The sequence below is a fragment of the Faecalibaculum rodentium genome (assembly GCF_001564455.1).
Lineage (GTDB): Bacteria > Bacillota_I > Bacilli_A > Erysipelotrichales > Erysipelotrichaceae > Faecalibaculum > Faecalibaculum rodentium.
Genome location: NZ_CP011391.1, coordinates 1,584,729 through 1,610,549, shown reverse-complemented (window position 1 = coordinate 1,610,549; position 25,821 = coordinate 1,584,729). Strand labels below are relative to the sequence as shown.

Below are 25,821 nucleotides of genomic sequence, written 5' to 3'. Positions count from 1 at the left end.
AAAAGGAGACAAGACAATATGCTGAAAATCGTCGTGGGCGGAGCCCTTAACAAAAATGAAAACGCGGCACTGATTGAACAGTACGGAAATGGCCAGGTGGAAGTGAAGGTCATGGGAGACCTTCAGGCGGCCATGGCATTGAAAAACGGCGAAGCAGACTACTACTTCGGTTCCTGTCAGACAGGAGCCGGAGGGGCTCTGTCCATGGCGATTGCCCTGAACGGCATGAGCAAATGCATTCCTGTGGCCATGGTGGGCAAGGTTCTGGATGATGCAGAGATTGCACAGGCGATTGCCGAGGGCAAGACCGCATTCGGTTTCGTGCCGGAATCGGCAGCGTCTGTGATTCCGGTGATCATGAACGAGCTTCTGAAATGAGCCGGATACGCGAATACGCAAAGAAAACCTTTCTGGCTATGAAAAATCCGGCCGGATCTGTCCAGGAGGTCTTCGTCAATGCCCTGGACAGGATCGGCGAGGAAAATGACTGCCAGTACATGGGTGTCAAAAACGTGAGACAGATCCCTGCAGATCTGGTGAAAAAACTGGAGGGAAACGGCTTTGCTCTGCACACCCTGGACAGACACAGTCACAATGGCCGCGCAGTGGATTACAACCTGCACAATCCCATCACGGGAAGACCCATGACCGGGTCCTCCAGCGGCACTGCCATCAATGTCTTTCTGGGCATCAATGATCTTGGCATCGGCACAGATGGCGGAGGATCGGTTCTGGCACCTGCTGCAGCGGTCAACTGCTTTGGTTTCATCAGTCCGCTGATCGAAGCCGGTCACATGAAGCAGTATGCAAAACTGTCCACGGATGGTATTGAATTCTATCCTTCCATCGGTTTTGTCACCCGCGACTTCTCCACGATGTGCAAAGCGGTAAACGCAATCCTGCCTGTGACCGGCAATCCGGGAGAGGAAGAAGCAGTGATTCTGGTCTCCAGGGCTCTGGCCAGGCGGCTGGAGTCACCCATAACCGGTGAAGTTCCGGCAGCGGTACCGGAGGCTGGAAACAGGCGGGAACCTTTGATCGGGTTTCTGGAAGAACAGCTCCAAAGATGCGATGTCTTTGCGGATTTTGAGGAAAAAATTGATTTCAGCGGTCTAGGGGATACAGTCCTTGGACACTTTGATCCGGTCACAGCAGTGGTTCAGAACCGCAGCGGCAAGGGACTGATCCGGGTGGCGAATATGGTCAAAGCCACAGCCCTCACAGTACCTGTCAGGGATCTGTCCAGCTGCATCACGCTTTATTGCGAATCCACGCCGGAAAAAACCGGAAAACTGCTGCAGGTTGCAGCAGCCCTGGTGCAGCCGGAGGATGAACTGATCAGGCGGTATTTCAGGGACCCTGCTCCCTATTTTGAGGAAGGATTTACATGGCATCACTGATACAGGGAGCCACGCTCATGCATGAGCATATGCATCTGGACCTGTCACGAATCAAGAAAGACCCTGACACCTGTCTGGATTGTACACAGGAAACGCTGGAAGAGCTGAGGAAACTCCGGAAACAGGGGGTTACCCGGATCCTGGACGTCACCAACACCGGAATGGGCAGAGACCATGATCTGCTTGACTGGCTGGAACAGGAATCCGGCATCCGGATCCTTCACAGTACAGGATGGTACAAGGATCCTTTCATACCTGATGGATGGTCTGAGAAAAGTCCGGAAGAACTGGCGGATGTGATGATCCGGGAAATCCGTTCTGGGAAAGCAGTGGTCATCGGCGAAATCGGAACCTCGAAAAACAGATGGACTGACAATGAACGGCGGCTGTTTGAAGCGGCTGTTCTGGCCCACAAAGCCACAGGGGCGCCGGTTTACACGCACACAACCATGTCCACCCTGGCGCTGGAACAGGCACAGTATCTGACCGGTCAGGGAGTCGAACCGGACAAAATTGTCATCGGACATATGGACCTTGCACAGGATATGGACCGGATCAGGAAGGTGCTGAAGACAGGTGTGAACATCGGATTTGACACCATCGGCAAATCGGATTATCTGCCGGATGAAAAACGGGTGCAGATGCTTCTGGAGCTGGAAGCCGAAGGCCTGATAGACCATGTGGTGCTGTCCATGGACATTACACGCAAGTCACAGCTGCAGGCTTTTGGCGGCAAAGGGTATCCATGGCTGGCAGACCATTTCATACCGTCGCTGCTGGAAGCCGGTCTGCAGCCGGACACAATAAGACAAATGCTGATCCGGACACCGGACCGGATTCTGGGAGAACAGACATGAAAACATATCCGCTGGAAAGCATTGATCTGGAAACGGCAAAGAATTTCCAGTTCAGAATGACAGATGCAATCACAAAAGCCTTTACCGGAAAAGAAAGCCTGACCAGGGGGGATCTGGGTGTAGTTCCCGGACTCAACAAGCCTGTGTCCACCTGGAAAGCCGAACAGGCAATTGCTGAGTTCTTTGATGCCGAAGCTGCCATGCTTGTCCGGGGATCAGGGACAGGTGCCATCCGCTATGCCCTCTTTTCGGTCCTGAAACCCGGTCAGACACTGCTGGTTCACAAGGCCCCGGTCTACAGCACAACAGAAACCAGCATCCGCATGCTGGGGCTGAAAACGGTGGAAGCGGATTTCAATGAACCCGATGACATCCGACGGGTCATGAAAGCCCATCCGGAGATCAGGGCCGCTCTGGTGCAGTATACCCGGCAGGTTCCCGAGGACCGCTACGACATGGCCCAGGTGGTGAAAACCATCAAGGAATGTGTCGATATCCCGGTGGTGACCGATGACAATTACGCAGTGATGAAAGTCCGGAACATCGGGACCCAGTGCGGAGCCGATCTCTCCTGCTTCTCCACATTCAAGCTGCAGGGGCCGGAGGGAATCGGCTGTATCGTAGGGAAAAAGAACTTCATTGATGCGCTGGTCAAAGAGCACTATTCAGGAGGCAGTCAGACACAGGGATGGGAAGCCATGGAAGTGCTGCGGGGTCTGGTGAATGCCCCAGTCGCCCTGGCAGTCCAGGCACAGGTGACAGATACCCTGGCAGACCGGATCAGGCAGCTTCCGGGAATCCGTGATGCCTTTGTGGCCAACGCCCAGTCAAAGGTTCTGATCGCCGAATTTGAGAAACCAGTTGCCCGGCAGGTACTGCAGGAAGCGGAAAAACTGGGAGCCCTGCCCAATCCGGTTGGTGCTGAATCGAAATACGAACTGGCACCGATGTTTTACCGGGTATCCGGTACATTCCGCAAGGAAGACCCGGGGCGGGAAGAGCGGATGATCAGGATCAACCCCAACCGCAGCGGTCCGCAGACAATCCTGCGGATCCTGGAGCAGGCCATGGCGGTCTGCAGCGGATGAAAACCGCAAAATAGGACACCGCTGTCAGAAACATACAATGCGCGCAGACTGCCCGGCTGTGCCGGTGCAGGATACAGAAACCCAGGCAGAAATACAAGAATCAGAGGTATGAGAAGATGTTCATAAGAAAAACGGCAGAAAGAAACCCCGAACTGGTGGAAGCGGGATTTGATTTGATGAAGAAGGGACTGATTCTTCCCGATACCTATGTCATAGATACAGACCGGTTCCTGGCAAACGCGGAGAAGATTCTTCAGGAAGCCCGCCGTCAGGGAATCGACTTGTACTTCATGCTCAAGCAAATCGGCCGGAATCCATGGCTGGCACAGAAACTGGTGGAAATGGGCTATCCCGGTGCAGTCACAGTGGACTTCCGCGAGGCACAGGTAATGATGGACCACAATATACCCATATGCAATGTGGGACATCTGGTCCAGTGTCCCCGGGGATTTCTGAAGGAAATCATCGCCTATGGCCCGGAATACATGACGGTGTATTCCAGAGAAAAAATCAGGGAAATCAGCAGGGAAGCCGCCAGTCAGGGAAAAGTCATGAAACTCCTGATCAAAGTAGCGGACCAGGGAGATCTGATCTACAGCGGTCAGAGTGCAGGATTCAGTCCTGACCAGCTGCCATCGCTTCTGGATGAAATCGATTCTCTGCCCGGGGTGATGACCGGCGGCGTGACGTCCTTTCCGGCTTTCCTGCTCAATGACCAGAGCAAAGCGCTTGAAGCAACGCACAATCTGGAGACCCTGATGAAAGCCGGAGAGATTCTGGCCGCCCGTGGGGTGACGGATATCAACATCAACGCACCCTCTGCGACCTGTGTGCGCACAATTTCAGCAATGAGCGTATATCCCGCCATTTCAAGTGCAGAACCGGGGCATGGCCTCTCCGGAACCACCCCTTTGCATGCCCTGCAGGACGAGCCGGAGATTCCCTGTGTGATTTACATGACGGAAGTTTCTCATGATTTCCACGGCCACAGTTACTGCTACGGTGGCGGCCATTACAGACGGTCCCATGTAAAAGAAGCACTGGCCGGAACATCTCTGGCGGATGTAGAGTACTGCAAAGTGATTCCCGCCGATCCGGCCTGCATTGATTATTACTTTGAGCTGGACCGTACGTTTCCTGTATCCACGCCCGTCTGCATGGCATTCCGCTTTCAGATCTTCGTGACCCGCAGCCACACAGTGCTGGTACAGGGCCTGGCTTCCGGGCATCCGGAAATCATCGGTGAATATGACAGCTTGGGGAGAAAACTATGACAGGAAGATTTGTCGTGATCGTTCTGGATGGATTCGGCATGCAGGCCATGCAGGATGCAGCCAGGGTCAGACCAGGGGATGAACGCAGCAGCACGCTGGGAAGCCTGCTGAAGGACTTTCCAGATCTGACACTGCCCAATCTGGAAGCACTAGGGCTCATGAACGCCTTCGGACAGGAAAGCAGATGCATGAAGTTTTCTCCGGAAGCCTGCTTTGGTCGCAGCGAGCTGATGCATTTTGGAGCCGATACATTTCAGGGACATCAGGAAATCATGGGAACAAAACCAAAAAAGCCTGAGACTCACAACTTTCAGCAGAAAATTGATGAGATCGAGCAGGCACTGCTGCAGAAAGGACATCAGGTCAAACGGTGCGGTACCCCCGGCCTGCAGTATTTGCTGGTGGATGAAAGCTGCACTGTGGCGGACAACATTGATTCAGACCTTGGAATGGCCTACAACTGCACAGCGCCGCTGGATGTTCTGCCCTTTGACAGACTCATGGAAATCGCACGAATCGTCCGCAGTCACGCTCAGGTTGGCCGGGTCATCGCCTTTGGCGGGACGGGAAATACAGTGCAGGATATACTGGCAGCCGGGCAGACCCGGGAAGGTAAATACATCGGACTGCTGGCCTCTTTGACAAAGTCCTACGACCAAGGCTACGAATGCCGGCATCTGGGGTATGGCGTGGATCCCCAGGTACAGGTGCCTTCGATTCTGGCCCAGGCAGGGGTTGATGTGACTTTGCTGGGAAAAGTGGCAGATATTGTCCACAATGAACGGGGAAAATCCGTTTCCTGCGTGGATACAGCCAGTGTGCTTGATCTGACCATACAGGAGCTGGATTCCATGAAGTCCGGTTTCATATGCACCAACGTGCAGGAAACAGATCTGGCAGGTCACAGTCAGGATCCTGCAAGATACAGAGAAGTCCTTGAAACAGCGGATCGGAAAATCGGGGAACTGTGCGGACACCTGCGGAATGATGACATTCTGGTAGTGATGGCTGACCATGGAAATGATCCGGATATCGGACACAACCGCCATACACGGGAAAATGTTCCGCTGCTGATACGCAGCAGGGCAAAAGGACGAAACGTCGGACTGCGAAAGACACTGTCGGATGTGGGAGCCACGGTCTGTGACTTCTTCAATGCTCCGGCTCCCGAAAACGGAACGTCGTTCCTGAAAGAAATCCAGCCGGATTCGTGAACAGTAAAAAAAGCAGAGCGGCGTCTTTTCCAGCAGGGAAAGGCGCCGCTGTACTGATGCCTGGAAGACCGGTGTATAAAATACAGTCAGACAGAACAGAGGAGGGGAATGGATGAAACACAACAGACAGGGAAGCTGGGTACCCGGCCGCATACACCGGAAAAAACCAGCCTGCAGCGAACTGCAGGTCTATGACGAACTTTCCCGGAAAGATCCGGGAACCCTGCTGGCCAGAACCGCAGTGCTGGCAGGACGGATCCTTCTGGAAAGCGGAGCAGAGACAGGCCGTACAGAAGACACCATGAGTCGGATCTGTCAGGCAGGCGGCGCCGTAGTGACAGACTCCTACGTAACACCAGGCATGCTGATGATTTCCTTTACCTGGCATGGCCAGATGATCCACAACATGAAACGGATCGCCCAGTCCGGTACCGATCTGGGCAGAATCGAACAGGTCAACGCCCTGTCCAGACAGCTGCAGTCCGGAGAGATCACACTGGAAGACTGCTACCGCAGCCTGTGCAGGATCCAGGAAGAACCCGGGGCCTCTGTTCTACGCATGATTTCAGGAGCCGCTGCAGCCGGCGCCGGATTTGCCCTGGTGTTCCAGGGCACAGTCTGCGAAACCGCCGCAGCTGCGGTCAGTGCAGCGCTTTGCACTTTGCTGCTGGAAAAACTGGACTTCTGCACCCCTTCCCTGCGCACACTTCTGGGAAGTTCCCTGATTACTCTTGCCGGGGTGACAGCCGGCGGTCTTTTCAGCATCCGTGCCAATGTGGTGATCCTGGCAGCTTTGATGATTCTGGTCCCGGGAATGCTTTTTACCACCGCCCTTCGCGACTGCATCGCCGGAGATACCCTGTCCGGTCAGATCCGGCTTTCTATGGCGATACTCACTGCTGCAGCCATTGCTCTGGGAAACATCGGCACACTGCTGATTCTGGAGGCATTGTGACTGGCATCATCGGGGCTTTTGCAGGAGCCCTGGGATTTGCCTGCATGTACAATCTCTCCGGCCGTAACCTGTGGCTGGCGGCTTTCAACGGCATGATGGGCCAGATCGTCTATGTTCTCACGAAAGCTGCAGACTGGAACGAATTTGCTGCCATGGCCACAGCGTCCCTGACAGTGACACTGCTTGCAGAACTTCTGGCCAGGATCTTTTGCAGTCCGGTTACCGCCTACCTGGTCTGTGCCCTGATTCCGCTTGTTCCGGGAAAGGGGATATTCGAAACCATCCGCTGCTGGATCCTGGACTATGCGGATGCTGGAGGCTGGGCCAGAATCACATTTCTTCAGGGTGCCGGGATTGCTGCCGGATGCCTGATTGCCGCCGGCGTGGCTCGTACTCTGGCAGGATACCGGAAGCAGAAGAAAGAGGCAGCTTCCTGAAAGGGTCTGGGCGGCGGCTGCGGCCCGGAACAGACTGCAACCTCAAATCCCGGGACAGAAATGGTGTATGCTTGCAGTGACGGCTCCGGAGAAAGCAGCAAACAGCCGGAGGCATGCAGCGTGAAAAGAGGAAACACCATGGAAGAACTGAAGAGGATCATAGAAGAAAAAGGAAAGGTGCTGTCTGACCAGGTACTGAAAACAGACAGCTTTCTGAATCACTCCGTAGATCCGGTGCTCATGGATCACATCGGCCGGGATTTCGCCGGTCACTTCCGGGATGACGGAATCACCAAAGTGATCACGATCGAAAGCGGCGGCATTGCACCCGCGCTTGCCACAGCCATGCATCTCGGCGTCCCGATGGTATTTGTGAAAAAAGCCAGACCGGTGACTATGACTGCACCGCTGACTGCCACCGTGCATTCCTTTACCAAAAACAGGGACTATGAACTGTGTGTGGAACAGGGCCTGATCAAGGCAGAGGACCATGTCCTGTTCATCGACGATTTCCTTGCCAACGGCGATGCTTTCAAAGGCATTCTGACCCTGCTGGACCAGGCACAGGCCCATCTGGCCGGGGCCGGGATCTGCATTGAGAAATCCTGGCAGCACGGCCGGAAAACGATCCGGGATCTGGGAATCCCGCTGTATGTTCTGGCATCTGTCAAATCCATGTCCGAAGACGGCATTGTCTGGGATGAGCCAGACCAGTGACCTGTATGATCTGTGATCATACAGGTCACTCACTGAGTTGAGTCAGCGCCTTGAAAGCTGAAAACGGGACCTGCGGATTGCGGTGACAGGTCTCTTGTTTTGATTCTGACGGGTCTTCGGCTTTCAGCCAGCCGCCGGACTGGATGTCATTCCCTGATAATTCGGATTGTACACTTCCTGCAGAGTGAAGCGCTGATCACCGGTATTGTATTCGAAGACCAGAACCGTACAGGTATACAATCTGCCTGGAATCAGCTTCCTGTCATCGGGACACCAGAACCGCTGAAAATTCCGGATTGCTGCCCCGTGGGACACCACCAGTACATTCTGCACATCCTTGCGGTTCATGATTTCCGTCAGGGTCTCATTCATGCGGTCGATAAGTTCCTGCCTTCCTTCGCCGCCATTGCCCCGAAAAAAGGCATCATACTGATCCAACGGTGGATTCAGGTACTCCGGCTCTCCATCCAGCTTGCCGAAATTCCATTCCTTCAAACCCTTTTTACGCTCATAGGACAGGAAAGTCATCAGTTTCAGCGTGTCGCTGGCTCTTTCCGAAGTGGAACAGAAGGCATGATCGATTTCAAATCCCAGCGCTCTGATCCAGGCAGCAGATTACTTTGCCGGCTCCTTTCCCAGAGCAGTCAGAGACAAATCCACCCAGCCCTGGATGCGTTTGCGTTTGTTGAACACCGTTTCTCCATGCCTCATCAGCACAAGTGATTTCTTCATTCTCCATTCCTTTCCTCTCCAGACTGATTCCCGGCCGTTTTTGTTACCGTGCCATGGCCTGATGTACAAAACCAGAACATAATGCTGAATTGAAAGATTTATCTTAATTTACGCATATTCCTTGAACTTATACAGACAGTGACGCAGAAATACGCATGTCAAAGAGTTTTGACACGGGATTTCTGGTCATGACAACGGAATTTGCTGTATGCTTCCAGCAGCCGCCTGCCACAATGGATCCAGGACACGGAACACCCGCAGGCAGGAAGGAGCAGAAAATGGAAATTGCCGTGCAGATCAGAAAACACCGTACAGAATCCGGACTTTCCCAGAAGGACATGGCAGACAAAATCTTTGTCACCCGTCAAACCGTATCCAACTGGGAAAACAGCAAAAGCTATCCGGATATTCAGTCGCTGCTGCTTCTCAGCCAGCTCTTTGGTGTGTCTGTGGACCAGCTGATCAAAGGAGACCTGGAAACCATGAAACAGGAAATCAGTCAGGAAGCGGTGGACAGCTTCAACCGGGAAAGCCGGATATTTGCCGTCATGTGTATTGTATCTGCCGTGACCTTCATTCCGCTGGCTGCTCTGGCCCTGGCCCGTGACCAGTGGTGGGCCATTGCTTTGTGGGCGATCATGTACGCAGTCACGATGCATGAAGCCTTCCGGGTGGAGAAGCTGAAGAAAAATCACAACCTGCATACCTACCGGGAAATCGTGGCCTACAGCGAAGGCCGCACTCTGGAGGAACTGGAAGCCGCCGAAGAGAGAGGCAAGCGGCCGTATCAGGCGGTGTTCAAAGTACTGGCCAGCGCTGCTGTGGGAGTGCTGCTGGCTGCGCTTGCCATTTGGGTGGCCGGGTTCCTTGGAGGATGACATCTGATTTGCCGATGGCGCGACGCAGGTTCCATTCTGGCAGCTTAACTGTTACAGCCGGGTGAAAAGTCCGGCTTTTTCGACGAATCCGCTCAAGGCCCCCTGCGTTTCTCTGTATACCTGTCATTCACCATCGGCAGCCGAAAACTCCCTGCTGAATCAAAAGCGGGTCTATAGTACAATAACCATACATGAACTCTGAGAACAAAATGTGAAGGGAGGGGACAGAATGCTGCTGGAGGGCCTGACGGTGTATGCCTTGAACAAATACGGAATCCGGGAAGAATACAAGTGGACACAGTTTCCCGGTTTTTCTGTCCTCTGTCATCCAAAGACCGGGAAGTGGGTGGCGCTGCTTATGCGCCAGTGGGATCCTGATGCGGGGGAAATGCAGGAAGTCTGCGACCTGAAAAGCGGCCATGTCGTTCTCTCTGAGCGCTCGCCTGAGTGGCTGTCCGGGCCATTCCGCATGAAGGGGACCAACTGGATCGGCGTCCGGTTTACGGACGAGACAGACAGGGGTGTGGTTCTGCGCCTGTTTGACCAGGCCATCCGGCTGGGGAATCCGCCGGCGAAAGCCATCGTGCTGGAGAATCCGGCACCGGAGACCGCGAAGGAACGTGTGTTTCAGGACGTGCCACTGGATTTCGGGGACTGGAAAAGCGGCAACTCTGCACCGGTTCCGGCCCCGGATGCTGCTTCCAGACAGACACCAGCCAGGGGAGGGACAGGAATTACTGACAGTTTCTTCCGGGCGACAGACGCCCTGCCGCAGCAGTACATCGACATGATGGACCTGTATGACTACAATGACCGCAAATCGGGGCATGCGGCGAGAAACTTCGTCCGGCAGGGGCGGTTCATGGAGAACGCCACGGACCATCTGCCCTGGAACGGCTGGATCCGGCAGCGGTTTCCCACCTATCATGACTTGAATGTCCGCCAGCTGCGGGGATACTTCACCTGGCGGACGGAAATCCGCAACGGGATATTCCAGGACGCCAATTCTTCGCTGGCGTATCTGTATCTCTATGAACTGCTCAATGGCATCGGTGCGGATTCGCCAAAGGATACGCTGGAAAAGCTGGAAGCCTTTGAAACCGGCTTTTTGGATGCGGGATACGGGGATGAGCAGATGCACCTGAACCTGCGGCGGTGGATGTATGAATTCAGCATTGTCCACGACATGCCCCCGGAGGTCACCGTCCGCTACATGCATCCGGAAACTGCCAGGCGGGACGAGGCACTGTCGATCCTGAAGGAACCGCAGAACCGCACCGACCGGGAAATCTGCGATGCCCTGCTGCAGTTTGCACCCCGGTGGCAGAAGCAGGGAAAGGTCGTGCGGGACAGCTCGGGCAGGGGGCCGGCCCTGTTTGCACAGGCCTGGCGCGACCTGGTGGACCACAAATGGCAGGATACTGGCCAGACGGTGTTTGAAGCCTGTTTCGGCACGGCCCAGTCCTATCGCTGGTATCCGCTGTCCAATGCAGTCTGGATGGATCCTGAGCAGGGAAAGGACAGAGAGTATCACCTGAGTCCCATCCGGTCCTGGTCGCGGCACAAGGGAATCTGGCACGAATCCCGGTATGAATCCCTGTATTTCAACCTGGACCGGCTGCAGGTCATTGTCCGGGCGATGGAACGCCTGCTGCGCAAAGAAGCCGGGATCCGGGGCAGCCTGCAGAAGCGTCCCGAAGAAGCCTGGGTCGAACCCTTCATCCTGGAAACCGTGGAACGGGACAGACAGGAACGGGAAGCCAGGAAACGGGAGGCAGAGCGCAGGGCCGCCATGGACAGCGTGCAGATCGATTTCTCCTCTCTTTCGAAAATCCGTCAGGATGCGATCGCAACCCGGGACAGCCTGCTGACAGAGGAAGAAACAGAGGAGAGGACACCTGAAGTCCCGCGACCCGCGCACTTTCCGCCCGTTGAGCCTGCGGCTTTGGATGACCCGGACACAGAAGCAAGGACACAGCCGGAATCCGCAGCCCTTGAGGCAGACACCATCGGCGAACCAGGGCAGACAGACGATGAGGAACGGCCGCCGGAGATCCTGCCGGCAGACACCGGTGGTGAATCGGGCATGGACCTGGATCCTGTGCACCGCCAGATCCTCGAAGCGCTGCTGGCAGGCAAATCCGCACAACCGCTGATCCGGGAACACCACCTGCTGGCGTCGGTGGTGACGGATGCCATCAACGAGGCACTGTTTGACGAAATCGGGGACAATGCCATGGAATGCGACGGAGACAGCATTGCGCTGGTGGAAGACTACAGAGAGGACGTCATGGACATCCTGGGAGGTATGAAACATGAATGAACAGAACAAAGTGCCCAAACGGATCGCCCGGACGGTCCTGAATTCCCTGAAGGGCGGGGTTGTGCCGCGGATCGGCCTGCCCTATGTCACCGTGGGACGCAAAAGTGAAATCGAGGCGCTGCTCCATGACGTGGACATCATTTCGGAGGGCGGGGCTTCGTTCCGCTTCATCGTGGGGCGCTATGGATCAGGCAAGAGCTTCCTGATCCAGACCATCCGCAACTATGTCATGGACAAAGGATTCATCGTGGCGGATGCAGACCTGTCACCCGAACGTCGGCTCCAGGGCACCCGGGGTCAGGGGCTGGCCACATACCGGGAACTGATCGGCAACCTGGCGACCAAAACCCGGCCCGAAGGGGGCGCCCTGACCCTGATTCTCGACCGCTGGATCAGTTCGGTGCAGGCACAGGCCGCGCAGGAAACCGGTCTTCAGCCCGGAGATCCGGCCCTGTCTGCAGCGGTGGACCGCAAAATTGTCGCGTTGACATCACAAATCAGCGAGCTGGTGCACGGATTCGAGTTTGCGACCCTGCTCTCGAAGTACTACCATGCGTATATCGAGCAGGACGACGAGACCAGGATGAAGGTCATCCGGTGGTTCCGCGGCGAATATGCCCTGAAGCGCGAGGCAAAGGAAGCGCTGGGGGTGAACATCATCATCACAGATGACGACTGGTATGACTACCTGAAGCTCTTTGCGGTGTTCTTCCGCCTGGCGGGGTATGCCGGGATGATGATCATGATCGATGAACTGGTGAACATCTACAAGATACCCAACAGCATCACGCGACAGTACAACTATGAAAAAATGCTGACGATGTACAATGATACGCTGCAGGGAAAGGCGAAGTACCTGGGCATCATCATGGGGGCCACACCGCAGGCGGTGGAAGACAGACGGCGCGGAGTCTACGGCTATGAAGCCCTGCGCTCCCGTCTGGCGGAAGGCAAGTTTTCCAGACCCGGGGCCCGGGACATGCTGGCTCCGGTGATCCGGCTGGAGCCGCTGACGGCAGCGGAGATGCTGGTGCTCTGCGATAAGCTGGCTGCCATGCACGCCGGGCTGTATGGCTATTCCCAGTCTGTGACGGATGAAGACCTGGCGGAGTTCATCAAAATCGAGTTCAGCCGGGTGGGTGCCGACAGCAACATCACGCCGCGGGAAGTGATCCGGGACTTCATCGAGGTGCTGGACCTGATGTACCAGCATCCGGAGATGAAGCTGGCGGACCTCCTGGCTTCGGATGAATTCACGTACACGAAATCCGAAGCGGTGTCCGATGATGCAGCGACGGCGTTTGCGGAGTTCACCCTGTGAACGCCTTCGCACGCTATGCGCCGTTCATTCAGGATTACATCTACACCTCCGGGTGGCAGACATTGCGCGGGGTCCAGAATGCAGCGGCAGATGCGATTTTCAACACAGAGGACAACGTCCTGCTCACGGCTTCCACGGCATCCGGAAAAACCGAAGCCGCGTTTTTCCCGATCCTGACACTCATGGACGAAGATCCGCCCCAGAGCGTGGGAGTCCTGTACATAGCGCCGCTGAAGGCCCTGATCAACGACCAGTTCGGGCGCCTGAGCGACCTGTGCGAGGAAGCGGGAATCCGGGTCACACGCTGGCATGGGGATGTGCCCCAGAGCCAGAAAAAGCGGCTCCTGAAGAAACCCGCCGGGATCCTGCAGATCACGCCGGAGTCCCTGGAGTCCCTCATGATCACCAAACACATGGAGATCCCGTCGCTGTTTCACGACCTGCGTTTCATCGTGATCGACGAGATTCACTTCCTGCTTCGCGGAGACAGGGGACTGCAGACTTTCAGCCTCATCGAGCGGATGTCCCGGACCGCCGGCTGCAGTCCCCGGCGCATTGGGTTGTCGGCGACGATCGGCAGCCCGGAGGAAGCGGGTCAGTTTCTTTCTGCGGGCAGCGGCCGGGGTTGTGTGATCCCGAAGTTTGAAGCCCCGAAGGAAGTGTGGCGGATCTCCATGGAGCACTTTTACAATACCGGTGCCCAGGCGGATGCGGGTGCGGGTCATCCCGTCCTGCAGTGGCAGTCCGGTCAGGAGCAGCCACAGTGGGAGAGGCAACGGCGTGCATTGAAGGCCGGCATCGGCTCCCTGACACAGGATCAGCCGCCCATGGAGGAGCTTGACGGGCCCACGGACCAGGCGCCGAAGGCCGCCGATCCGGGACTGGGATACATCTTTGAGCACACACGGGGCAAGAAGTGCCTGGTGTTCACCAACTCCCGGGAAGAATGCGAGTCGGTGTGCCAGTTTCTGCGCCAGTATTGCGAAATCCGCCATGAACCGGAGCGGTTTCTGATCCACCACGGCAATCTCTCGGCTTCCTACCGCCAGAGCGCGGAGGAGGAAATGAAGGATGACGACTCCCTGCAGTCGGTGTGTGCCACGGCGACCCTGGAGCTGGGGATCGACATCGGGCGGCTGGAGCGGGCCTTCCAGATCGATGCGCCATTTACGGTGTCCGGCTTCCTGCAGCGCATGGGGCGCACAGGCCGGCGGGGCGACCCTTCGGAGATGTGGTTTGTGATGCGGGAAGAACACGCAGAGGCAAGGGCCATGCTGCCGGAGATCCTGCCCTGGTATCTCATTCAGGGCATCGCCCTGGTGCAGCTGTACATCGAGGAGCGGTTTGTGGAAGAACCCCGGATGGACCGGCTGCCCTTCAGCCTGCTCTATCACCAGACCATGAGTACCCTGGCCTCCTGCGGGGAAATGACCCCGGCGGAACTCGCCACCCGGGTCCTGACCCTCTCGCCCTTTCATCGCATCTCCCAGGAGGATTTCCGGATGCTGCTGCTGCACCTGCTCGAAATCGACCACATTGCCAGGACGGAAACCGGGGGCCTGATCGTGGGGCTGACAGGAGAGCGCATCGTGAACAGCTACAAGTTCTTTGCGGTGTTCCAGGAAAACGTGGAATATGCCGTGAGGGCGGAGAGCGAAGAACTGGGCACCATCTGCAAACCGCCTCCGGTGGGGGACAAGATTGCCATTGCCGGCCGGGTCTGGCTGGTGGAGGAAGTGGATCACAAGAAGCACGAAGTCTACTGCCGGCGGGTCAAGGGACACATCCCTGCATACTTTGGGGACTGCGCCGGGGACATCCACACGCGGATCCTGGAAAGGATGTACAAGGTGATGGGAGAGGAGAGGTCCTATCCCTATCTCATGAAGCATGCGGTGGCCAGGCTTGGCCAGGCCCGGGAGAACTTCCGGAATTCCGGCATGCTGACAAAACCCCTTGTGCACCTCGGGGGCAACATGTGGGTGCTGTTTCCCTGGCTGGGCTCCTATGCCTTCCTGGCCATGGAGCGGTTTTTGAAACTCAAGTGCGGCGAGCGTCTGCAGCTTCGGGGTCTGAGCCCCACCAGGCCGTATTACATCACCTTCACCATGAAGGTGAGTGAAGCAGAGTTCTATCGTATCGTGCTGGAGGAAGCCGCGAAGGAATTCGATCCGCTGGATCTGGTGTATCCCGGGGAAGTGCCGGTGTTCGAGAAATACGATGAATTCGTGCCGGAGGAACTTGTCCGCAAGGGCTTCGCCCACGGGGTCCTGGATGTGGAGGGCATGAAGAAGCGCGTCCTGAGCTGGAAAGCCGTTCAGGATGCCGATGATGGCAGACAGGGGCAGGAAGGGATCAGAGAACTGCCGGGACTTTGAAGGACATGGACTGCCCAATACGAAACCGAGGCAATAAAGAACAGGAAAAAGCGTCTCATCCTGCATGACCGGTGTGAATACAGCGGTATGGGATGAGACGCTTTTGTGTGAATGCGAAGAAAACCGGTCCAGGAACGTTCAGACAGCTCAGAGTGATGAATCATCGGATTGCCAGGTACCGGTCAGTTTTAACAGCATGGTCAAAGTTGTCGATTTATATAGAGGACACAATTCCCTGAGCACAGAAAAGTCCGGTTTGCTGAATGCGTCTTCATCTATTCTTCAGTCGTCAAAAAGCAGCTGCTGCAGATGCTTTCTGGAGCGTATGGGCTTGACGGTGCAGAGCTTGTCGCATACAGCTTTTTCGGGCGTAGCCATCAAACAAGGTCTTTCATTTTCGTAGCATATTTCAATTTCGTATGGAAAAACAGACAGCGGGACATCCTGATAAAATATGTACCGAACCAGTTCCTGAAGGTTTTTTTCTTTCTTTTCCGGCATGTTGCACTCGTATAGATTTTTGCCCTCTCCGGTATGAGTCCATGGCAGGAAAGGGCATAATCAAAAGACAAATATGACGGTGTACAGATCGCTGCCGCTTCCAGATAACCGGAAACTGTCGGACCGGTCTTATACAGATTCTTTTTCAGCTTGATGACTTCACGACGGTCTGCCATTCTCTTTATTTTCATATCAAGTGCTTTATACGCAGTCAGATCCTGTTTCAGCATTTCATAGGTTTTGAGCATATTTTCTCCTTCTGCTAACATCTAAAGTCAGTTTCAGGAGCAAATAACGATTCTGATTGCAGGCTATATCATGAAAATGAAAACCCGGCAGGAAATCCCGCCGGGTAAGTTTCAAGATGGTGGGGTCGATGCGACTCGAACGCACACGAGTTGCCTCACTACCGCCTGAAGATAGCGTGTCTGCCAATTCCACCACGACCCCATGTTGTTTGCTGCAGTTGCTGACTGCCTGTTTATCTTACCAAACCAGGAAAGATGACGCAAGAAATTTCTGAACACCGATGCCTGCAGGGGGCTGGCAAAGTACATGCTGCTTCGGAAAGCCATCACTACACCTCGGCTGTGTTTGACATTCCTGCATCCGCCACAGACAATTTTTCTGAACATACAGGAGGACAGATCCATGGCACTGGCTGAAGTGAACTTCTTTTCTCAGACTCTCATGCGTACGGTTCCGTTTTACGCCATCCTTCCCTGTGACAAGACAGGATTTGACGGGAAGCGGCAAGAAAACACACCGTTCAAAACCCTCTACCTGCTCCATGGCATTTTCGGCAACTATACCGACTGGATCACAGGGACCCGGATCCTGCGCTGGGCCACGGACTACGGCCTGGCTGTCATCATGCCAAGCGGCGACAACCGGTTTTACACTTACAACAAGGCAAACGGCGAAGACTATGCAGCGTTCATCGAAGAACTGGTTTATGTGACCCGGGACATGTTCCGACTCTCTCATGACAGGAAAGACACCTTCGTTGGCGGCCTGTCCATGGGCGGTTATGGAGCCATCACCAACGGACTGCGGTATCCCCATCTGTTTTCCCGGATCATTGGCCTGTCCAGCGCCCTGCATTTTCCCACCACGCTGGAGACAATGGAGGATATTCCGGAAACCCCGGACTGCTATCCCTTTGGCAGGACGTTTCTGTCCACGATCTTCGGGGATGTGAAAAACCTGAAGGAGAGTGACAAGAATCCGGTGGTCCAGGCAAAGAGGCTCGCAGACAGCGGGCAGCCCCTGCCGGTATTCTACCTCAGCTGCGGCGTTGACGATGAGCTGTATTCTGTAAATGAGGCATTTGCGAAAACGCTGCAGGATCTGGGATATGATGTCGTCTGGAAACCCGGGCCGGGTGCGCATGAATGGGACTTCTGGGACCGCGCCATTGAGAATGTGATCCGGACCTGGCTGCCTTTGGAGAATCGGGAATCCCTGGGCAGCGGCAATATCGGTCCTGACCGCACAGGAGACTGAGAGCTGCCGGAGACGCCAGAGAAGCACCTGGGAAAGAAAACCGAGTGTTTTGATATATAATTCAGATAGAGTTCAGGAATCATTGGATTCGGACTGTGCCTGGCAGGATTTCTGCGGCCGGCATACGTACCCGGAACCCTTGACCGTTCCCAGGAGGTATACTTATGAACTGGCAGCAAATATTGATCATTGTGATTGGAGCCCTGCTCCTGATTGGAGGCCTTCCCGCTATCTGGCGGTTTGCGAAAGGAAGCGCCCGGATCATTCTGTCCGTGGTTCTGTTCCTGGTCATTGTGGCCCTGATCTGGTGGGCCATCACCGGACTGGCAGCTGCAGTCTGACACAGCTGAATCATGACAGTGAACTTCCTGCAGCGATTGCTCCGGGGAGTTTTTTTCGATGGCCCAGAAGACTGTACGGCATCTGCACGCCAATCCGAAGACAGGCATTCCGGTTGAATCCCGCAACATGCAGATGCCACGATGATGGCGGTGACCCGGAAAGGAGACAATGTCATGGATGCAAACAATCAGGCCAGCGGTCTGCACTTCACCTTCGAAAAACGCGGCTGCCGAAAGCTCCTGCAGAAACACGATACGCTGGAGTTGTCAGTGACGGACACCATCACCCGACAGGCAGACCACGACTTCTTCAAGACCAAGTACGCCTCGAGACAGAAATGGAAGGGGCTGCCGATCCTGGAATGCCGTGTCAATGATCCCTCCGCCGGCAGTGTCCGGGTCGCATTCACCAGGGAAGGAACCCGGATCTGTGTAATATACCTGACAAGGACCCTCCTCAAGAAAGCTTTCACCCAGGAACTGGAGTCGTTCCTGAAGGGGGCCGGCGCATGAAACGGATCCCTCTGCGACAGGCGCAGGTGAAGTGGCTGGCGGCCCTGCGGCGGGCGGATCTGGTATCCATCACGTTGTGGACCTTCAAGAAAGACCGCTGGGTGAAACTGGAGCAGACAGGTGGCGAGTGGGTTTTGACGGAATCCGGTTTTGTGAACAGCCAGACCACCCTCGTAACTGCCTCCGCAAAGAAAGCGCTGAAGGAAGCCTTTGCCCGGGAATTTCCACGCAGCACACAGCTCTATATACAGGAAACGTGACGAAAAAGGCAGCCGGTTCACACCAGGAAGGGCTGCCTTTTCTGTTCCCGGAAACCTATACAGCCGGCAGTCGAAGCCACCATCGGCACCCCTGTCTGTATTTTACTGTTATATGGTGTTTACACACTGTGCCTAGCTGTTGTATACTGTTTTCGCGAAGAAACTGGCCCTCAATGGACCGGCAGAGAGGAGGCGTCCCATGGAAATCCAGATATCACACACTTCCATGGAACCAATCTACGAACAGATTGCGGGCCAGATCCGGCTGCAGATCCGGGAAGGAACCCTCCAGGCACAGGATCCGCTGCCTTCCGTGCGGGGATTTGCCCGGGAATACCGGGTGTCGGCGCTGACCGTGAAAAAAGCCTACGACTTGCTGGAGGAAGAAGGATTCGTCCATACGGTCCATGGGAAGGGCACCTATGTGGCGGAGATCTCTGCCAATACCGTCCAGGAAGAACTGCAGAAGCAGCTGGAATCCCAGTTTCTGCAGGCACTGGCAAAGGCGAGGGCCATGAAAATGACAGAGGAGGAGATCCTGGACCTGGTCCGGATGCTCATGGAGGAATACAGATGATGGAATCACCGAGAACTGAAGACAGTGGCAGACCACTGATCGAATGCGCTGCCGTGTGTAAACACTATCCGGATTTTGCGCTTGATGTCACGCTGACGGTGCCTGAAAACACCATTGTGGGACTCGTGGGTCTTAACGGATCGGGAAAGACCACGCTTTTCCGGCTGCTGACTGGGCTGGCCAAAGCCGATGACGGAAGCTGCCGGATGCTCGGACAGGCTGCGGACACTCTGCCAGTGTCCGTAAAGGAACAGATTGGGGTGGTTCTGGCGGATACCGGATTTCCGGCGGTGTTTACACCCCGGGATGTCAAAAGGATCCTGGCGGCTTTTTACAACGGCTTTGATCCTGAATATTTCGATGCCCTGGTGAAGCGGTTCTCCATTCCGCCAGACAAGGCCCTGGAGACATTTTCCACCGGCATGAAAGCCCGCCTGCGCGTGATTGCCGCCATCAGCCACCACCCGAGGATCCTGCTGCTGGATGAACCCACCGCGGGACTGGATGTTGTGGCGCGCAACCAGATCCTGGACCTGCTGCGGGAATACATGGAGACACCCGGCCGCAGCATCCTGATCAGCTCGCACATTGCTTCGGATCTTGAGAACCTCTGCGACTCCTTCCGGCTGATTTCCAGAGGCCGCATCCTGCTGGCAGAGGACATGGATGTGCTCCGGGACGAATATGGGTATGTGAAGGTGCCTGCCAGTCTGGCCAGATCCGTGGATCTGAAAGGTGTGGTTTGCCGAAAGACAAACCCTGACGGGTCCATAGAAGCCCTGGTGAGCGACCGGCAGTTTTATCTGGACAACTACCCGCATGTGCTGGTGGAGCGCGGTGGTGTGGATGAGGCACTGCTGCTGTTTGAAGGTGCCGATGCGGTGATTGACCGGAATCCGGAAACAGAGATCACGCGAAAGGGAAAGGAGACCCGCTGATCATGAAGGGACTTGCTTTGTATGACCTGACTTGGCTCAAGGGCCAGAAAAAACTGCTGATGATCCTGACAGCCCTGACTATCCTGTACCTGGTCACAGACGGAACCATGGTGCTGTTTCTCTCGGTGATTTTCCAGATGCTCCTGCTGAGGACCCTGGAATGGAACCTGCGGGCTGAAAACAGCCGGTTTCTCTTCACGCTGCCCTTCACCCGGCGACAGTATGTGCAGGAAAAATACCTGTTCATTCTGGGATCGACACTGGTCCTCACCATTGGCCTGTATGCGGTGGCCATCGTTTGTCAACGTGACAAGATGCTGGAACTCAGCGCCATGCTGGGGGTCATTGTGCTGGAACTGCTGTATTTTTCCGCGATCCTCATCCCGATGATGATCCGCCTGGGTTCCAATATGCAGGTATGGCTGACGGTGATCGTGGTGGTGCTTGCCTCGCTGACCGCGGTGCTGATTGGCAGCCTGCAGGAAACAGTGACGCAGTGGCTGACGGTGATTCAGGGCAATCTGCCGGTTGTGTTCGGTGGGATGGCCGTTCTTGGCCTGGTGTGTCTGGCTGTATCCATGAAAGTCAGCGAAGGGATCCTGGACAGGGAGGAACTGTAGCGGATCGCAGCCAACCTGCCGATGACTGCCGGGACTGGAAAGGAGGAGGTATATGAACGGTCTCTTTGTGAGCGACCTGCTGTGGCTGAAGCATCAGAAGCGGTTTCTGCTCTCGCTGCCGGGTCTTCTGGGTCTGTACCTGGTTCTGGATATCCAGATCTCCCTGATCATGCTGTATCTGACCATCATTCTCCATGGCAGTCTGCTGCAGCTGGTATTGCAGAGTCTGCAGCCGGAAACAGCACGGTTCCTGTTCGCGCTTCCGGTTTCCCGCCGGCAGTTTGTCCGCGAAAAATACGCCCTGATTCTGGGCCTTTGCGGCCTGGGAATACTGACAGCGGGCGGTCTGTGCGTGCTGTTTCGCCCATATCATGCTGCAGATCTGCCGGAAGCGCTGGCAATCGGCGTGATCTGGCTGCTTTTCTTCACGGCGGTTCTGATCCCGATGGCGATCCGGTTTGATACCGGAGTGCGGATCTGGATGGTAGTTCTGCTGATGTTCGCTGCAGCCATTCTTTCCTATGTTATGGGAGAGGCAACGCTGCCAGATACATTCTTTTGGGAATGGGTGCAAAACCACCGGATGACGGTCTTCCTGTTGCTCGCGGCGCTCTGCAGTGCAGGGTGTGCGCTTTCTGCGTTCATCAGCAAGAGGATGCTGGAGTCCAGAGAATACTGAGTGCCGAAACCGGAGAGTCAGCGAGGGCTGAACCGGACAGTCAGTGTGACAAAAAGGTGTCCGGTGTTCCGTAGAAGCCGGATTTCTCCCTGGATGGAACAATGTGGTTTACTGCAGGATGTAATCCCTTCCATTATTCTTTACCGGGGTATACAATGAAGCTGCAACACAGAAGGGAAATGATAGTTGATGAAAGAATCCTTGAATGCTGTCCTGATCAACAAATCCGCTGCCGCCTATGGAGAGCAGCCGGTTTACCGCATGGTATTCCAGACACCGAAGGGCATCTGTTCTTTCCGGGTCTCCGCAGATGCCTACAATGCCGGACGGATCGGACAGAAAGGGATGCTGACATACTCCAGCAACCGCATGGAATCCTTTGGCACCATTCGAAACAGCTTCAGCCAGACAGTCACAGAACGTTCCTGGCTTCGCCTGCAGGCATAATCACAATAGTCCACACATCGGTGATCCCGGTGTGTTTTTATAACCGGATGCTGTGCGCCGGAGTTGCGGCTATCCGGTTGCGGGAGGGTCGGTAAACGACCACACGCCACCAGAGGCAGGTTGCGGCAAGCTTTCGCTGTTGGTACACTGAAGGATATGAACTGGAAGGGATTCAGGAAAGGGCTGGTGCTGAGCACCCCTATCATGACAGGCTACATACCGGTGGCTGTAGCCTATGCAGCCACAGCTTTGTCCACAGGACTGACTCCCTGGCAGACCGTGGCCATGTCACTGTTTGTCTACACAGGTGCCGGGCAGATGGCGGCGGTGGCCATGATCGGCCAGGGTGTGTCTCTGCTGGGGATCACCACAGCGGTGTTCATCATGAATCTCCGCCATGTGATCATGAGCACAGTGATTATGGAGCGCCTGCGCCGCAGTTCTCTGGGGGTTCGTGTGCTGCTGAGTCTGGGCATCACGGATGAAGTCTTCGCGCTGGAAACCGCCGGAGGGCAGGCGAAGGGAGCTGACAACGCAGCCTGTTTCGCAGGGATCGCTCTGGGAGCCTGGGCTTCCTGGGTCATCGGCACGTGCATCGGCTGCGGGATGACGACGTTCCTGCCGCCGGAACTGATGAGCGCCCTTGGCATTTCGCTGTATGCCCTCTTCATTTCCATTCTCACGCCGCAGATCCGGCAGCACCTGCCGCTTGCCATGGTGGTGATAGTTTCGGCTGTGACCAGCACACTGATCGACTCCAGCCAGGGAATCATCATCGGGTCTCTTGCGGGGGCTGCAGCGGGGATGTTTCTGGTGAAGGAGGAGGACCTGCCATGAACATGCTGGTGCTGACCATCTGCCTGGCGCTCTCCACAGCGATTCCCCGGATCCTGCCGGCGGTTTTTATTTCCCGGATGCACTTTTCCAGAGGCGCAAGGAAATTCCTGCGGCTGCTGCCGGTCTCGGTCATGGCTGCCCTGATTTTTCCCGGTGTCATCCAGTCATCACCCAATGCGACTGCCTGTCTGACGACGATCGGACTGTCGGTTTTCTGCGGACTGATGAACTGGCCTCCAATCACCGCCGTGCTTGCCAGTGCCGGGGCTGTCTGGCTGCTTCTCGTGCTGATGTGATCAGGTGCGGACATCCATCCGGATCACGTGATCTTTACAGAAAAGGCCGTTGTACATGCGGCCTGCTGATACAGTAGAACGGAGACTCATATGCATTTTGAACTCTTTCATCTGGGGCCCCTGACGGTGTACACCTACGGGTTCCTGATTGCCATTGGCATCCTGGCCGCCTTCTTTGTGGCGGACCGTCGGGGCAAAGCCATGGGGATGGATACATCTCATCTTGAAGGCATCACCCTGACGGTGTGCATTACGGGGTTTGCCTGCTCCAAGCTGCTCTATATCCTGACAAGGCTGCCGGACATCATTGCCGATCCGGGGATCCTGATGAATCTCGAAGACGGCTGGGTGGTCTATGGCGGCATCATCGGTGGTTTGCTTGGCGGGCTCTGGTACTGCCGGCGTCATCAAATGAATTTCATGGAGTGGTTTGACCTTCTGATACCGGAAGTGGCGCTCGCACAGGGATTCGGGCGACTGGGCTGCTTCTTTGCGGGATGCTGCTACGGCATTCCGGTGGAATGGGGCATCACATTCCCGGAAGGCGGACTGGCTCCGGCTGGCATTCCGCTGTTTCCCAGCCAGCTGATTTCCTCGGCGTTTGACTTCGGGATGTTCTTCTTTCTGTGCTGGATCGCAAAGCGGAAGAAGTTCAACGGCGAAGTCGGTGCCTGGTACCTGATCCTGTATTCAGTGGGGCGTTTCATCATCGAGTTCTTCCGCGGCGACCTGATCCGGGGTGCAGTGGGAACCCTCTCCACTTCACAGTTCATTTCCGTCTTCACGCTGGCTGCCGGCATTGCGATCCTGGTCGTCATGCGGAAAAAATACAAAAATGGTATGACAAAGAAGGCTTGAGGCTCTTTTCCTGTCTGTGGCAGGAGAAGGTCTCAGGCCTTTCTTTATGATGTGACCTGTTTTGGGACAGGGACATCAGGGGTTGTGCCCCGGGAATATCAGGGAAAGCAAGGGGCAGACACCGGGTTCAGGCGGTGCAGTCTTCAGGTGTTCTCAGAGTGTCGCCGTGTCTTTTTCGAAGTCCACAATTTGTCGGTCTTCTCAATGGAAATAATCGTATAGTTTGGTATGATTTTAGTGAATTTGATATGGATATATCTGTTTTGATTCCTGTCTGTATCCTGCCTGGTCACAGAGACTGAACCTGATTTGCGGGTTCCTGTCTGTCTGTTTCTTCCGGGACAGATGTTTTTTTATTGTTCTTTCCGGAGTATCCGGATGTTCTTTATGCGGGAGCCATCCTTTGGCTGCGTGGCTCCCTGTCGTTTGTACATGGAAGAAATCGAGGTGTTGATGAAAGAGTTCAAAGAATCTGTATCCATCGCCATGGCTTATGTGGGCGTCATTGTCGGAGCGGGCCTGTCCTCCGGCCAGGACATTCTCCAGTATTTCCTGTCCTTCGGAAAACAGGGAATCTGGGGGATCCTGCTGTTCTGTGTGCTGAATGTCGTTTTCGGAAAAATCATCGTGACACTCGGCAGCTATTTCCGGTCCAATAGTCACAGTGAAGTGCTGGGGGCCATTGCCGGTCCGGTCACGAACCGGATCATTGACTGGACACTGATCGCCGCGGGGTTCATCATCGGTTTTGTGATGCTGTCCGGTGCTGGTTCCAACCTCAATCAGCAGTTCGGGATTCCGTCCTGGGCCGGTGCACTGTTCTGTGCCCTGCTGATCATCGCAGTGACGTTTCTGGATTTTGACAAAATCACGAAAGTCCTGGGAATCTTCACGCCGGTGGTCATTCTGTTCATTGTCCTGATCACAGCGTATTCCATTTCGACGAAGCCTCTGGACATAGCCGCTCTCAGCAGCGAAACAGCAGGGATTCCGTCACCGCTGCCCAATATCGGGCTGTCGGCACTGAACTACTTTTCGCTTTGTGCCATGACCGGTGTTTCCATGGGGTTTGTCCTGGGCGGATCCATAGTCAAGATCGGCACAGCGGAGAAAGGCGGTGCACTGGGTGGTGCCCTGGTGGGCCTGATCATTACCGGTGCCTACATCAGCATGTTCCTGAACATTGGCATGGTGAAAGGTGCCGAAATGCCGATCCTGGAAATCGTCAATGCCATATCGCCGGCTCTGGGGCTGGTCTATGCCCTGGTGATTTTCTTCCTGATCTTCAATACGGCCTTCTCTCTGTATTATGGCCTGGCGTGCCGGTTTGGCGGTGGAAACAGTGTGCGGGTGCGCAAATACCTGATCCTGTTTGTGGCTGCGGGTTATGGATGCAGTTTTGGGGGATTCAGGAGCCTGATTTCCCTGACGTATCCATTCCTCGGGTATATGGGCTTTGTCCTTCTGGCGGTCCTGGCTTCCGCCTGGATCAGAGGCAGGGACCGGATCTCGGCAGAAAAAGACTGCCGTCGGAATATGATCCGGCTGGCGCGAAGGGAATATGCGGATGTTCCGTACACCCGCAAAGACCGGGAACAGTTTGACCGGCTCGGGAAGCAGTCGGTCATTCCCGCAGAGGAAATCAAGCGGGATATCCGGGAGTATGTCCGGACGGCAGAAACTGCCGGTCTGTGATGGAGGAAAGGGATTCGGTGCATGAGGTCGGTCCAGACCATCGTGTGGATCGGAGCACCGGGTTTCATTCAGACAAATCATTGCGCAGGCCTGAGGCTGTTTCCCTGTAAGATTGCACAGAAGGCTTCGGGCCTGTTTTATGATGGCTGATGTATGGGGTATCGGCGTAGAGGGGAAAA

27 protein-coding genes, 1 tRNA gene and 1 pseudogene are annotated in these 25,821 nt (G+C 55.5%); 26 read left to right on the top strand and 3 right to left on the bottom strand.

Features of this window, described 5'->3' with window-relative positions:
- Positions 1-18 precede the first annotated feature (18 nt).
- The 9 genes from aalo17_RS08015 (at position 19) to xpt (ending at position 7,942) form a co-directional block, all read left to right on the top strand.
- Positions 19-378, top strand: a complete 360-nt coding sequence (locus tag aalo17_RS08015; protein ID WP_067557957.1) for a DUF2620 domain-containing protein — start codon at positions 19-21, stop codon at positions 376-378.
- Positions 375-1,400 carry an amidase family protein gene (locus aalo17_RS08010; RefSeq protein ID WP_067557954.1) on the top strand — a complete coding sequence of 342 codons (1,026 nt, stop codon included), beginning with the start codon at positions 375-377 and terminating at the stop codon, positions 1,398-1,400. Before aalo17_RS08015 ends, aalo17_RS08010 begins: the two co-directional genes overlap by 4 nt.
- Entirely contained in the window at positions 1,388-2,257 is an 870-nt protein-coding gene (locus aalo17_RS08005; protein ID WP_203225812.1) for a phosphotriesterase family protein, read from the top strand. Before aalo17_RS08010 ends, aalo17_RS08005 begins: the two co-directional genes overlap by 13 nt.
- On the top strand, positions 2,254-3,345 hold the full coding sequence (locus aalo17_RS08000) for an aminotransferase class V-fold PLP-dependent enzyme (RefSeq protein ID WP_067557952.1): 1,092 nt from the start codon (positions 2,254-2,256) through the stop codon (positions 3,343-3,345). Before aalo17_RS08005 ends, aalo17_RS08000 begins: the two co-directional genes overlap by 4 nt.
- Positions 3,346-3,461: 116 nt before the next feature.
- Positions 3,462-4,619: an alanine racemase gene (locus aalo17_RS07995; RefSeq protein WP_067557949.1), complete on the top strand. Its 1,158-nt coding sequence runs from the start codon at positions 3,462-3,464 to the stop codon at positions 4,617-4,619.
- The gene (locus aalo17_RS07990; protein WP_067557946.1) at positions 4,616-5,833 is read left to right on the top strand and encodes a phosphopentomutase; all 1,218 of its coding nucleotides are present in this window, start codon (positions 4,616-4,618) and stop codon (positions 5,831-5,833) included. Before aalo17_RS07995 ends, aalo17_RS07990 begins: the two co-directional genes overlap by 4 nt.
- A gap of 112 nt (positions 5,834-5,945) precedes the next feature.
- Positions 5,946-6,788, top strand: a complete 843-nt coding sequence (locus aalo17_RS07985; RefSeq protein ID WP_067557942.1) for a threonine/serine exporter family protein — start codon at positions 5,946-5,948, stop codon at positions 6,786-6,788.
- A complete protein-coding gene (locus aalo17_RS07980; protein ID WP_067557939.1) occupies positions 6,785-7,225 on the top strand; it encodes a threonine/serine exporter family protein in 441 nt (146 codons plus the stop codon). Before aalo17_RS07985 ends, aalo17_RS07980 begins: the two co-directional genes overlap by 4 nt.
- Positions 7,226-7,363: 138 nt before the next feature.
- The gene (gene xpt / locus aalo17_RS07975; RefSeq protein WP_067560182.1) at positions 7,364-7,942 is read left to right on the top strand and encodes a xanthine phosphoribosyltransferase; all 579 of its coding nucleotides are present in this window, start codon (positions 7,364-7,366) and stop codon (positions 7,940-7,942) included.
- A 123-nt stretch (positions 7,943-8,065) separates the two neighbouring features.
- Here xpt and aalo17_RS07970 read toward each other — a convergent pair.
- Positions 8,066-8,653, bottom strand: a pseudogene (locus aalo17_RS07970) (histidine phosphatase family protein).
- A gap of 176 nt (positions 8,654-8,829) precedes the next feature.
- Here aalo17_RS07970 and aalo17_RS07965 point away from each other — a divergent pair.
- The 4 genes from aalo17_RS07965 to aalo17_RS07950 all read left to right on the top strand — a co-directional run bounded on the left by aalo17_RS07965 (position 8,830) and on the right by aalo17_RS07950 (position 15,574).
- Positions 8,830-9,552 (top strand): helix-turn-helix transcriptional regulator, encoded by a 723-nt coding sequence (locus aalo17_RS07965; protein WP_067557933.1) that lies wholly within the window; start codon positions 8,830-8,832, stop codon positions 9,550-9,552.
- A 229-nt stretch (positions 9,553-9,781) separates the two neighbouring features.
- A complete protein-coding gene (locus tag aalo17_RS07960; RefSeq protein WP_067557929.1) occupies positions 9,782-11,875 on the top strand; it encodes a TerB N-terminal domain-containing protein in 2,094 nt (697 codons plus the stop codon).
- Complete coding sequence (locus aalo17_RS07955) at positions 11,868-13,196, top strand: ATP-binding protein (protein ID WP_067557926.1); 1,329 nt, start codon at positions 11,868-11,870, stop codon at positions 13,194-13,196. The genes aalo17_RS07960 and aalo17_RS07955 overlap by 8 nt, the downstream gene beginning before the upstream one ends.
- The gene (locus aalo17_RS07950) at positions 13,193-15,574 is read left to right on the top strand and encodes a DEAD/DEAH box helicase (protein ID WP_082743318.1); all 2,382 of its coding nucleotides are present in this window, start codon (positions 13,193-13,195) and stop codon (positions 15,572-15,574) included. The genes aalo17_RS07955 and aalo17_RS07950 overlap by 4 nt, the downstream gene beginning before the upstream one ends.
- Before the next feature lie 377 nt (positions 15,575-15,951).
- Here aalo17_RS07950 and aalo17_RS07945 read toward each other — a convergent pair whose 3' ends face one another.
- Together aalo17_RS07945 and aalo17_RS07940 are read right to left on the bottom strand one after the other, a co-directional pair.
- Positions 15,952-16,344 carry a hypothetical protein gene (locus aalo17_RS07945; protein ID WP_145907609.1) on the bottom strand — a complete coding sequence of 131 codons (393 nt, stop codon included), beginning with the start codon at positions 16,342-16,344 and terminating at the stop codon, positions 15,952-15,954.
- 96 nt (positions 16,345-16,440) lie between these two features.
- A tRNA-Leu gene (locus aalo17_RS07940) sits at positions 16,441-16,525 on the bottom strand.
- A gap of 201 nt (positions 16,526-16,726) precedes the next feature.
- On the opposite strand from aalo17_RS07940, the gene aalo17_RS07935 reads away from it, so the two are divergent.
- The 13 genes from aalo17_RS07935 (at position 16,727) to aalo17_RS07880 (ending at position 25,642) form a co-directional block, all read left to right on the top strand.
- A complete protein-coding gene (locus aalo17_RS07935) occupies positions 16,727-17,581 on the top strand; it encodes an alpha/beta hydrolase (RefSeq protein WP_067557919.1) in 855 nt (284 codons plus the stop codon).
- A 164-nt stretch (positions 17,582-17,745) separates the two neighbouring features.
- On the top strand, positions 17,746-17,922 hold the full coding sequence (locus aalo17_RS12860; protein WP_158507762.1) for a hypothetical protein: 177 nt from the start codon (positions 17,746-17,748) through the stop codon (positions 17,920-17,922).
- A 174-nt stretch (positions 17,923-18,096) separates the two neighbouring features.
- Positions 18,097-18,435, top strand: a complete 339-nt coding sequence (locus aalo17_RS07930) for a hypothetical protein (protein WP_145907606.1) — start codon at positions 18,097-18,099, stop codon at positions 18,433-18,435.
- On the top strand, positions 18,432-18,695 hold the full coding sequence (locus tag aalo17_RS07925) for a hypothetical protein (RefSeq protein ID WP_067557913.1): 264 nt from the start codon (positions 18,432-18,434) through the stop codon (positions 18,693-18,695). The genes aalo17_RS07930 and aalo17_RS07925 overlap by 4 nt, the downstream gene beginning before the upstream one ends.
- 199 nt (positions 18,696-18,894) lie before the next feature.
- Complete coding sequence (locus tag aalo17_RS07920; RefSeq protein WP_067557910.1) at positions 18,895-19,272, top strand: GntR family transcriptional regulator; 378 nt, start codon at positions 18,895-18,897, stop codon at positions 19,270-19,272.
- The gene (locus tag aalo17_RS07915) at positions 19,269-20,210 is read left to right on the top strand and encodes an ABC transporter ATP-binding protein (protein ID WP_067557907.1); all 942 of its coding nucleotides are present in this window, start codon (positions 19,269-19,271) and stop codon (positions 20,208-20,210) included. The genes aalo17_RS07920 and aalo17_RS07915 overlap by 4 nt, the downstream gene beginning before the upstream one ends.
- Positions 20,211-20,212: 2 nt before the next feature.
- Complete coding sequence (locus aalo17_RS07910; protein ID WP_067557904.1) at positions 20,213-20,830, top strand: ABC-2 transporter permease; 618 nt, start codon at positions 20,213-20,215, stop codon at positions 20,828-20,830.
- 52 nt (positions 20,831-20,882) lie between these two features.
- Positions 20,883-21,509 (top strand): ABC-2 transporter permease, encoded by a 627-nt coding sequence (locus aalo17_RS07905; protein WP_067557901.1) that lies wholly within the window; start codon positions 20,883-20,885, stop codon positions 21,507-21,509.
- Positions 21,510-21,698: 189 nt separating this feature from the next.
- Positions 21,699-21,956: a hypothetical protein gene (locus tag aalo17_RS07900; protein ID WP_067557898.1), complete on the top strand. Its 258-nt coding sequence runs from the start codon at positions 21,699-21,701 to the stop codon at positions 21,954-21,956.
- A 156-nt stretch (positions 21,957-22,112) separates the two neighbouring features.
- Positions 22,113-22,793 carry an AzlC family ABC transporter permease gene (locus aalo17_RS07895; protein ID WP_067557895.1) on the top strand — a complete coding sequence of 227 codons (681 nt, stop codon included), beginning with the start codon at positions 22,113-22,115 and terminating at the stop codon, positions 22,791-22,793.
- Positions 22,790-23,089: an AzlD domain-containing protein gene (locus tag aalo17_RS07890; protein WP_067557892.1), complete on the top strand. Its 300-nt coding sequence runs from the start codon at positions 22,790-22,792 to the stop codon at positions 23,087-23,089. The genes aalo17_RS07895 and aalo17_RS07890 overlap by 4 nt, the downstream gene beginning before the upstream one ends.
- Positions 23,090-23,179: 90 nt before the next feature.
- Positions 23,180-23,947 (top strand): prolipoprotein diacylglyceryl transferase, encoded by a 768-nt coding sequence (gene lgt, locus aalo17_RS07885; protein WP_067557889.1) that lies wholly within the window; start codon positions 23,180-23,182, stop codon positions 23,945-23,947.
- Between the two features lie 432 nt (positions 23,948-24,379).
- Positions 24,380-25,642, top strand: a complete 1,263-nt coding sequence (locus aalo17_RS07880) for a YkvI family membrane protein (protein WP_203225810.1) — start codon at positions 24,380-24,382, stop codon at positions 25,640-25,642.
- The last annotated feature ends 179 nt before the right edge of the window (positions 25,643-25,821 follow it).

Coding starts and splice junctions, on each gene's coding strand:
- aalo17_RS08015 (WP_067557957.1), top strand. CDS start 19: ATGCTGAAAATCGTCGTGGGCGGAGCCCTTAACAAAAATGAAAACGCG.
- aalo17_RS08010 (WP_067557954.1), top strand. CDS start 375: ATGAGCCGGATACGCGAATACGCAAAGAAAACCTTTCTGGCTATGAAA.
- aalo17_RS08005 (WP_203225812.1), top strand. CDS start 1,388: ATGGCATCACTGATACAGGGAGCCACGCTCATGCATGAGCATATGCAT.
- aalo17_RS08000 (WP_067557952.1), top strand. CDS start 2,254: ATGAAAACATATCCGCTGGAAAGCATTGATCTGGAAACGGCAAAGAAT.
- aalo17_RS07995 (WP_067557949.1), top strand. CDS start 3,462: ATGTTCATAAGAAAAACGGCAGAAAGAAACCCCGAACTGGTGGAAGCG.
- aalo17_RS07990 (WP_067557946.1), top strand. CDS start 4,616: ATGACAGGAAGATTTGTCGTGATCGTTCTGGATGGATTCGGCATGCAG.
- aalo17_RS07985 (WP_067557942.1), top strand. CDS start 5,946: ATGAAACACAACAGACAGGGAAGCTGGGTACCCGGCCGCATACACCGG.
- xpt (WP_067560182.1), top strand. CDS start 7,364: ATGGAAGAACTGAAGAGGATCATAGAAGAAAAAGGAAAGGTGCTGTCT.
- aalo17_RS07965 (WP_067557933.1), top strand. CDS start 8,830: ATGTCAAAGAGTTTTGACACGGGATTTCTGGTCATGACAACGGAATTT.
- aalo17_RS07960 (WP_067557929.1), top strand. CDS start 9,782: ATGCTGCTGGAGGGCCTGACGGTGTATGCCTTGAACAAATACGGAATC.
- aalo17_RS07955 (WP_067557926.1), top strand. CDS start 11,868: ATGAATGAACAGAACAAAGTGCCCAAACGGATCGCCCGGACGGTCCTG.
- aalo17_RS07945 (WP_145907609.1), bottom strand. CDS start 16,344: ATGTTAGCAGAAGGAGAAAATATGCTCAAAACCTATGAAATGCTGAAA.
- aalo17_RS07935 (WP_067557919.1), top strand. CDS start 16,727: ATGGCACTGGCTGAAGTGAACTTCTTTTCTCAGACTCTCATGCGTACG.
- aalo17_RS12860 (WP_158507762.1), top strand. CDS start 17,746: ATGAACTGGCAGCAAATATTGATCATTGTGATTGGAGCCCTGCTCCTG.
- aalo17_RS07930 (WP_145907606.1), top strand. CDS start 18,097: ATGGATGCAAACAATCAGGCCAGCGGTCTGCACTTCACCTTCGAAAAA.
- aalo17_RS07925 (WP_067557913.1), top strand. CDS start 18,432: ATGAAACGGATCCCTCTGCGACAGGCGCAGGTGAAGTGGCTGGCGGCC.
- aalo17_RS07920 (WP_067557910.1), top strand. CDS start 18,895: ATGGAAATCCAGATATCACACACTTCCATGGAACCAATCTACGAACAG.
- aalo17_RS07915 (WP_067557907.1), top strand. CDS start 19,269: ATGATGGAATCACCGAGAACTGAAGACAGTGGCAGACCACTGATCGAA.
- aalo17_RS07910 (WP_067557904.1), top strand. CDS start 20,213: ATGAAGGGACTTGCTTTGTATGACCTGACTTGGCTCAAGGGCCAGAAA.
- aalo17_RS07905 (WP_067557901.1), top strand. CDS start 20,883: ATGAACGGTCTCTTTGTGAGCGACCTGCTGTGGCTGAAGCATCAGAAG.
- aalo17_RS07900 (WP_067557898.1), top strand. CDS start 21,699: ATGAAAGAATCCTTGAATGCTGTCCTGATCAACAAATCCGCTGCCGCC.
- aalo17_RS07895 (WP_067557895.1), top strand. CDS start 22,113: ATGAACTGGAAGGGATTCAGGAAAGGGCTGGTGCTGAGCACCCCTATC.
- aalo17_RS07890 (WP_067557892.1), top strand. CDS start 22,790: ATGAACATGCTGGTGCTGACCATCTGCCTGGCGCTCTCCACAGCGATT.
- lgt (WP_067557889.1), top strand. CDS start 23,180: ATGCATTTTGAACTCTTTCATCTGGGGCCCCTGACGGTGTACACCTAC.
- aalo17_RS07880 (WP_203225810.1), top strand. CDS start 24,380: ATGGAAGAAATCGAGGTGTTGATGAAAGAGTTCAAAGAATCTGTATCC.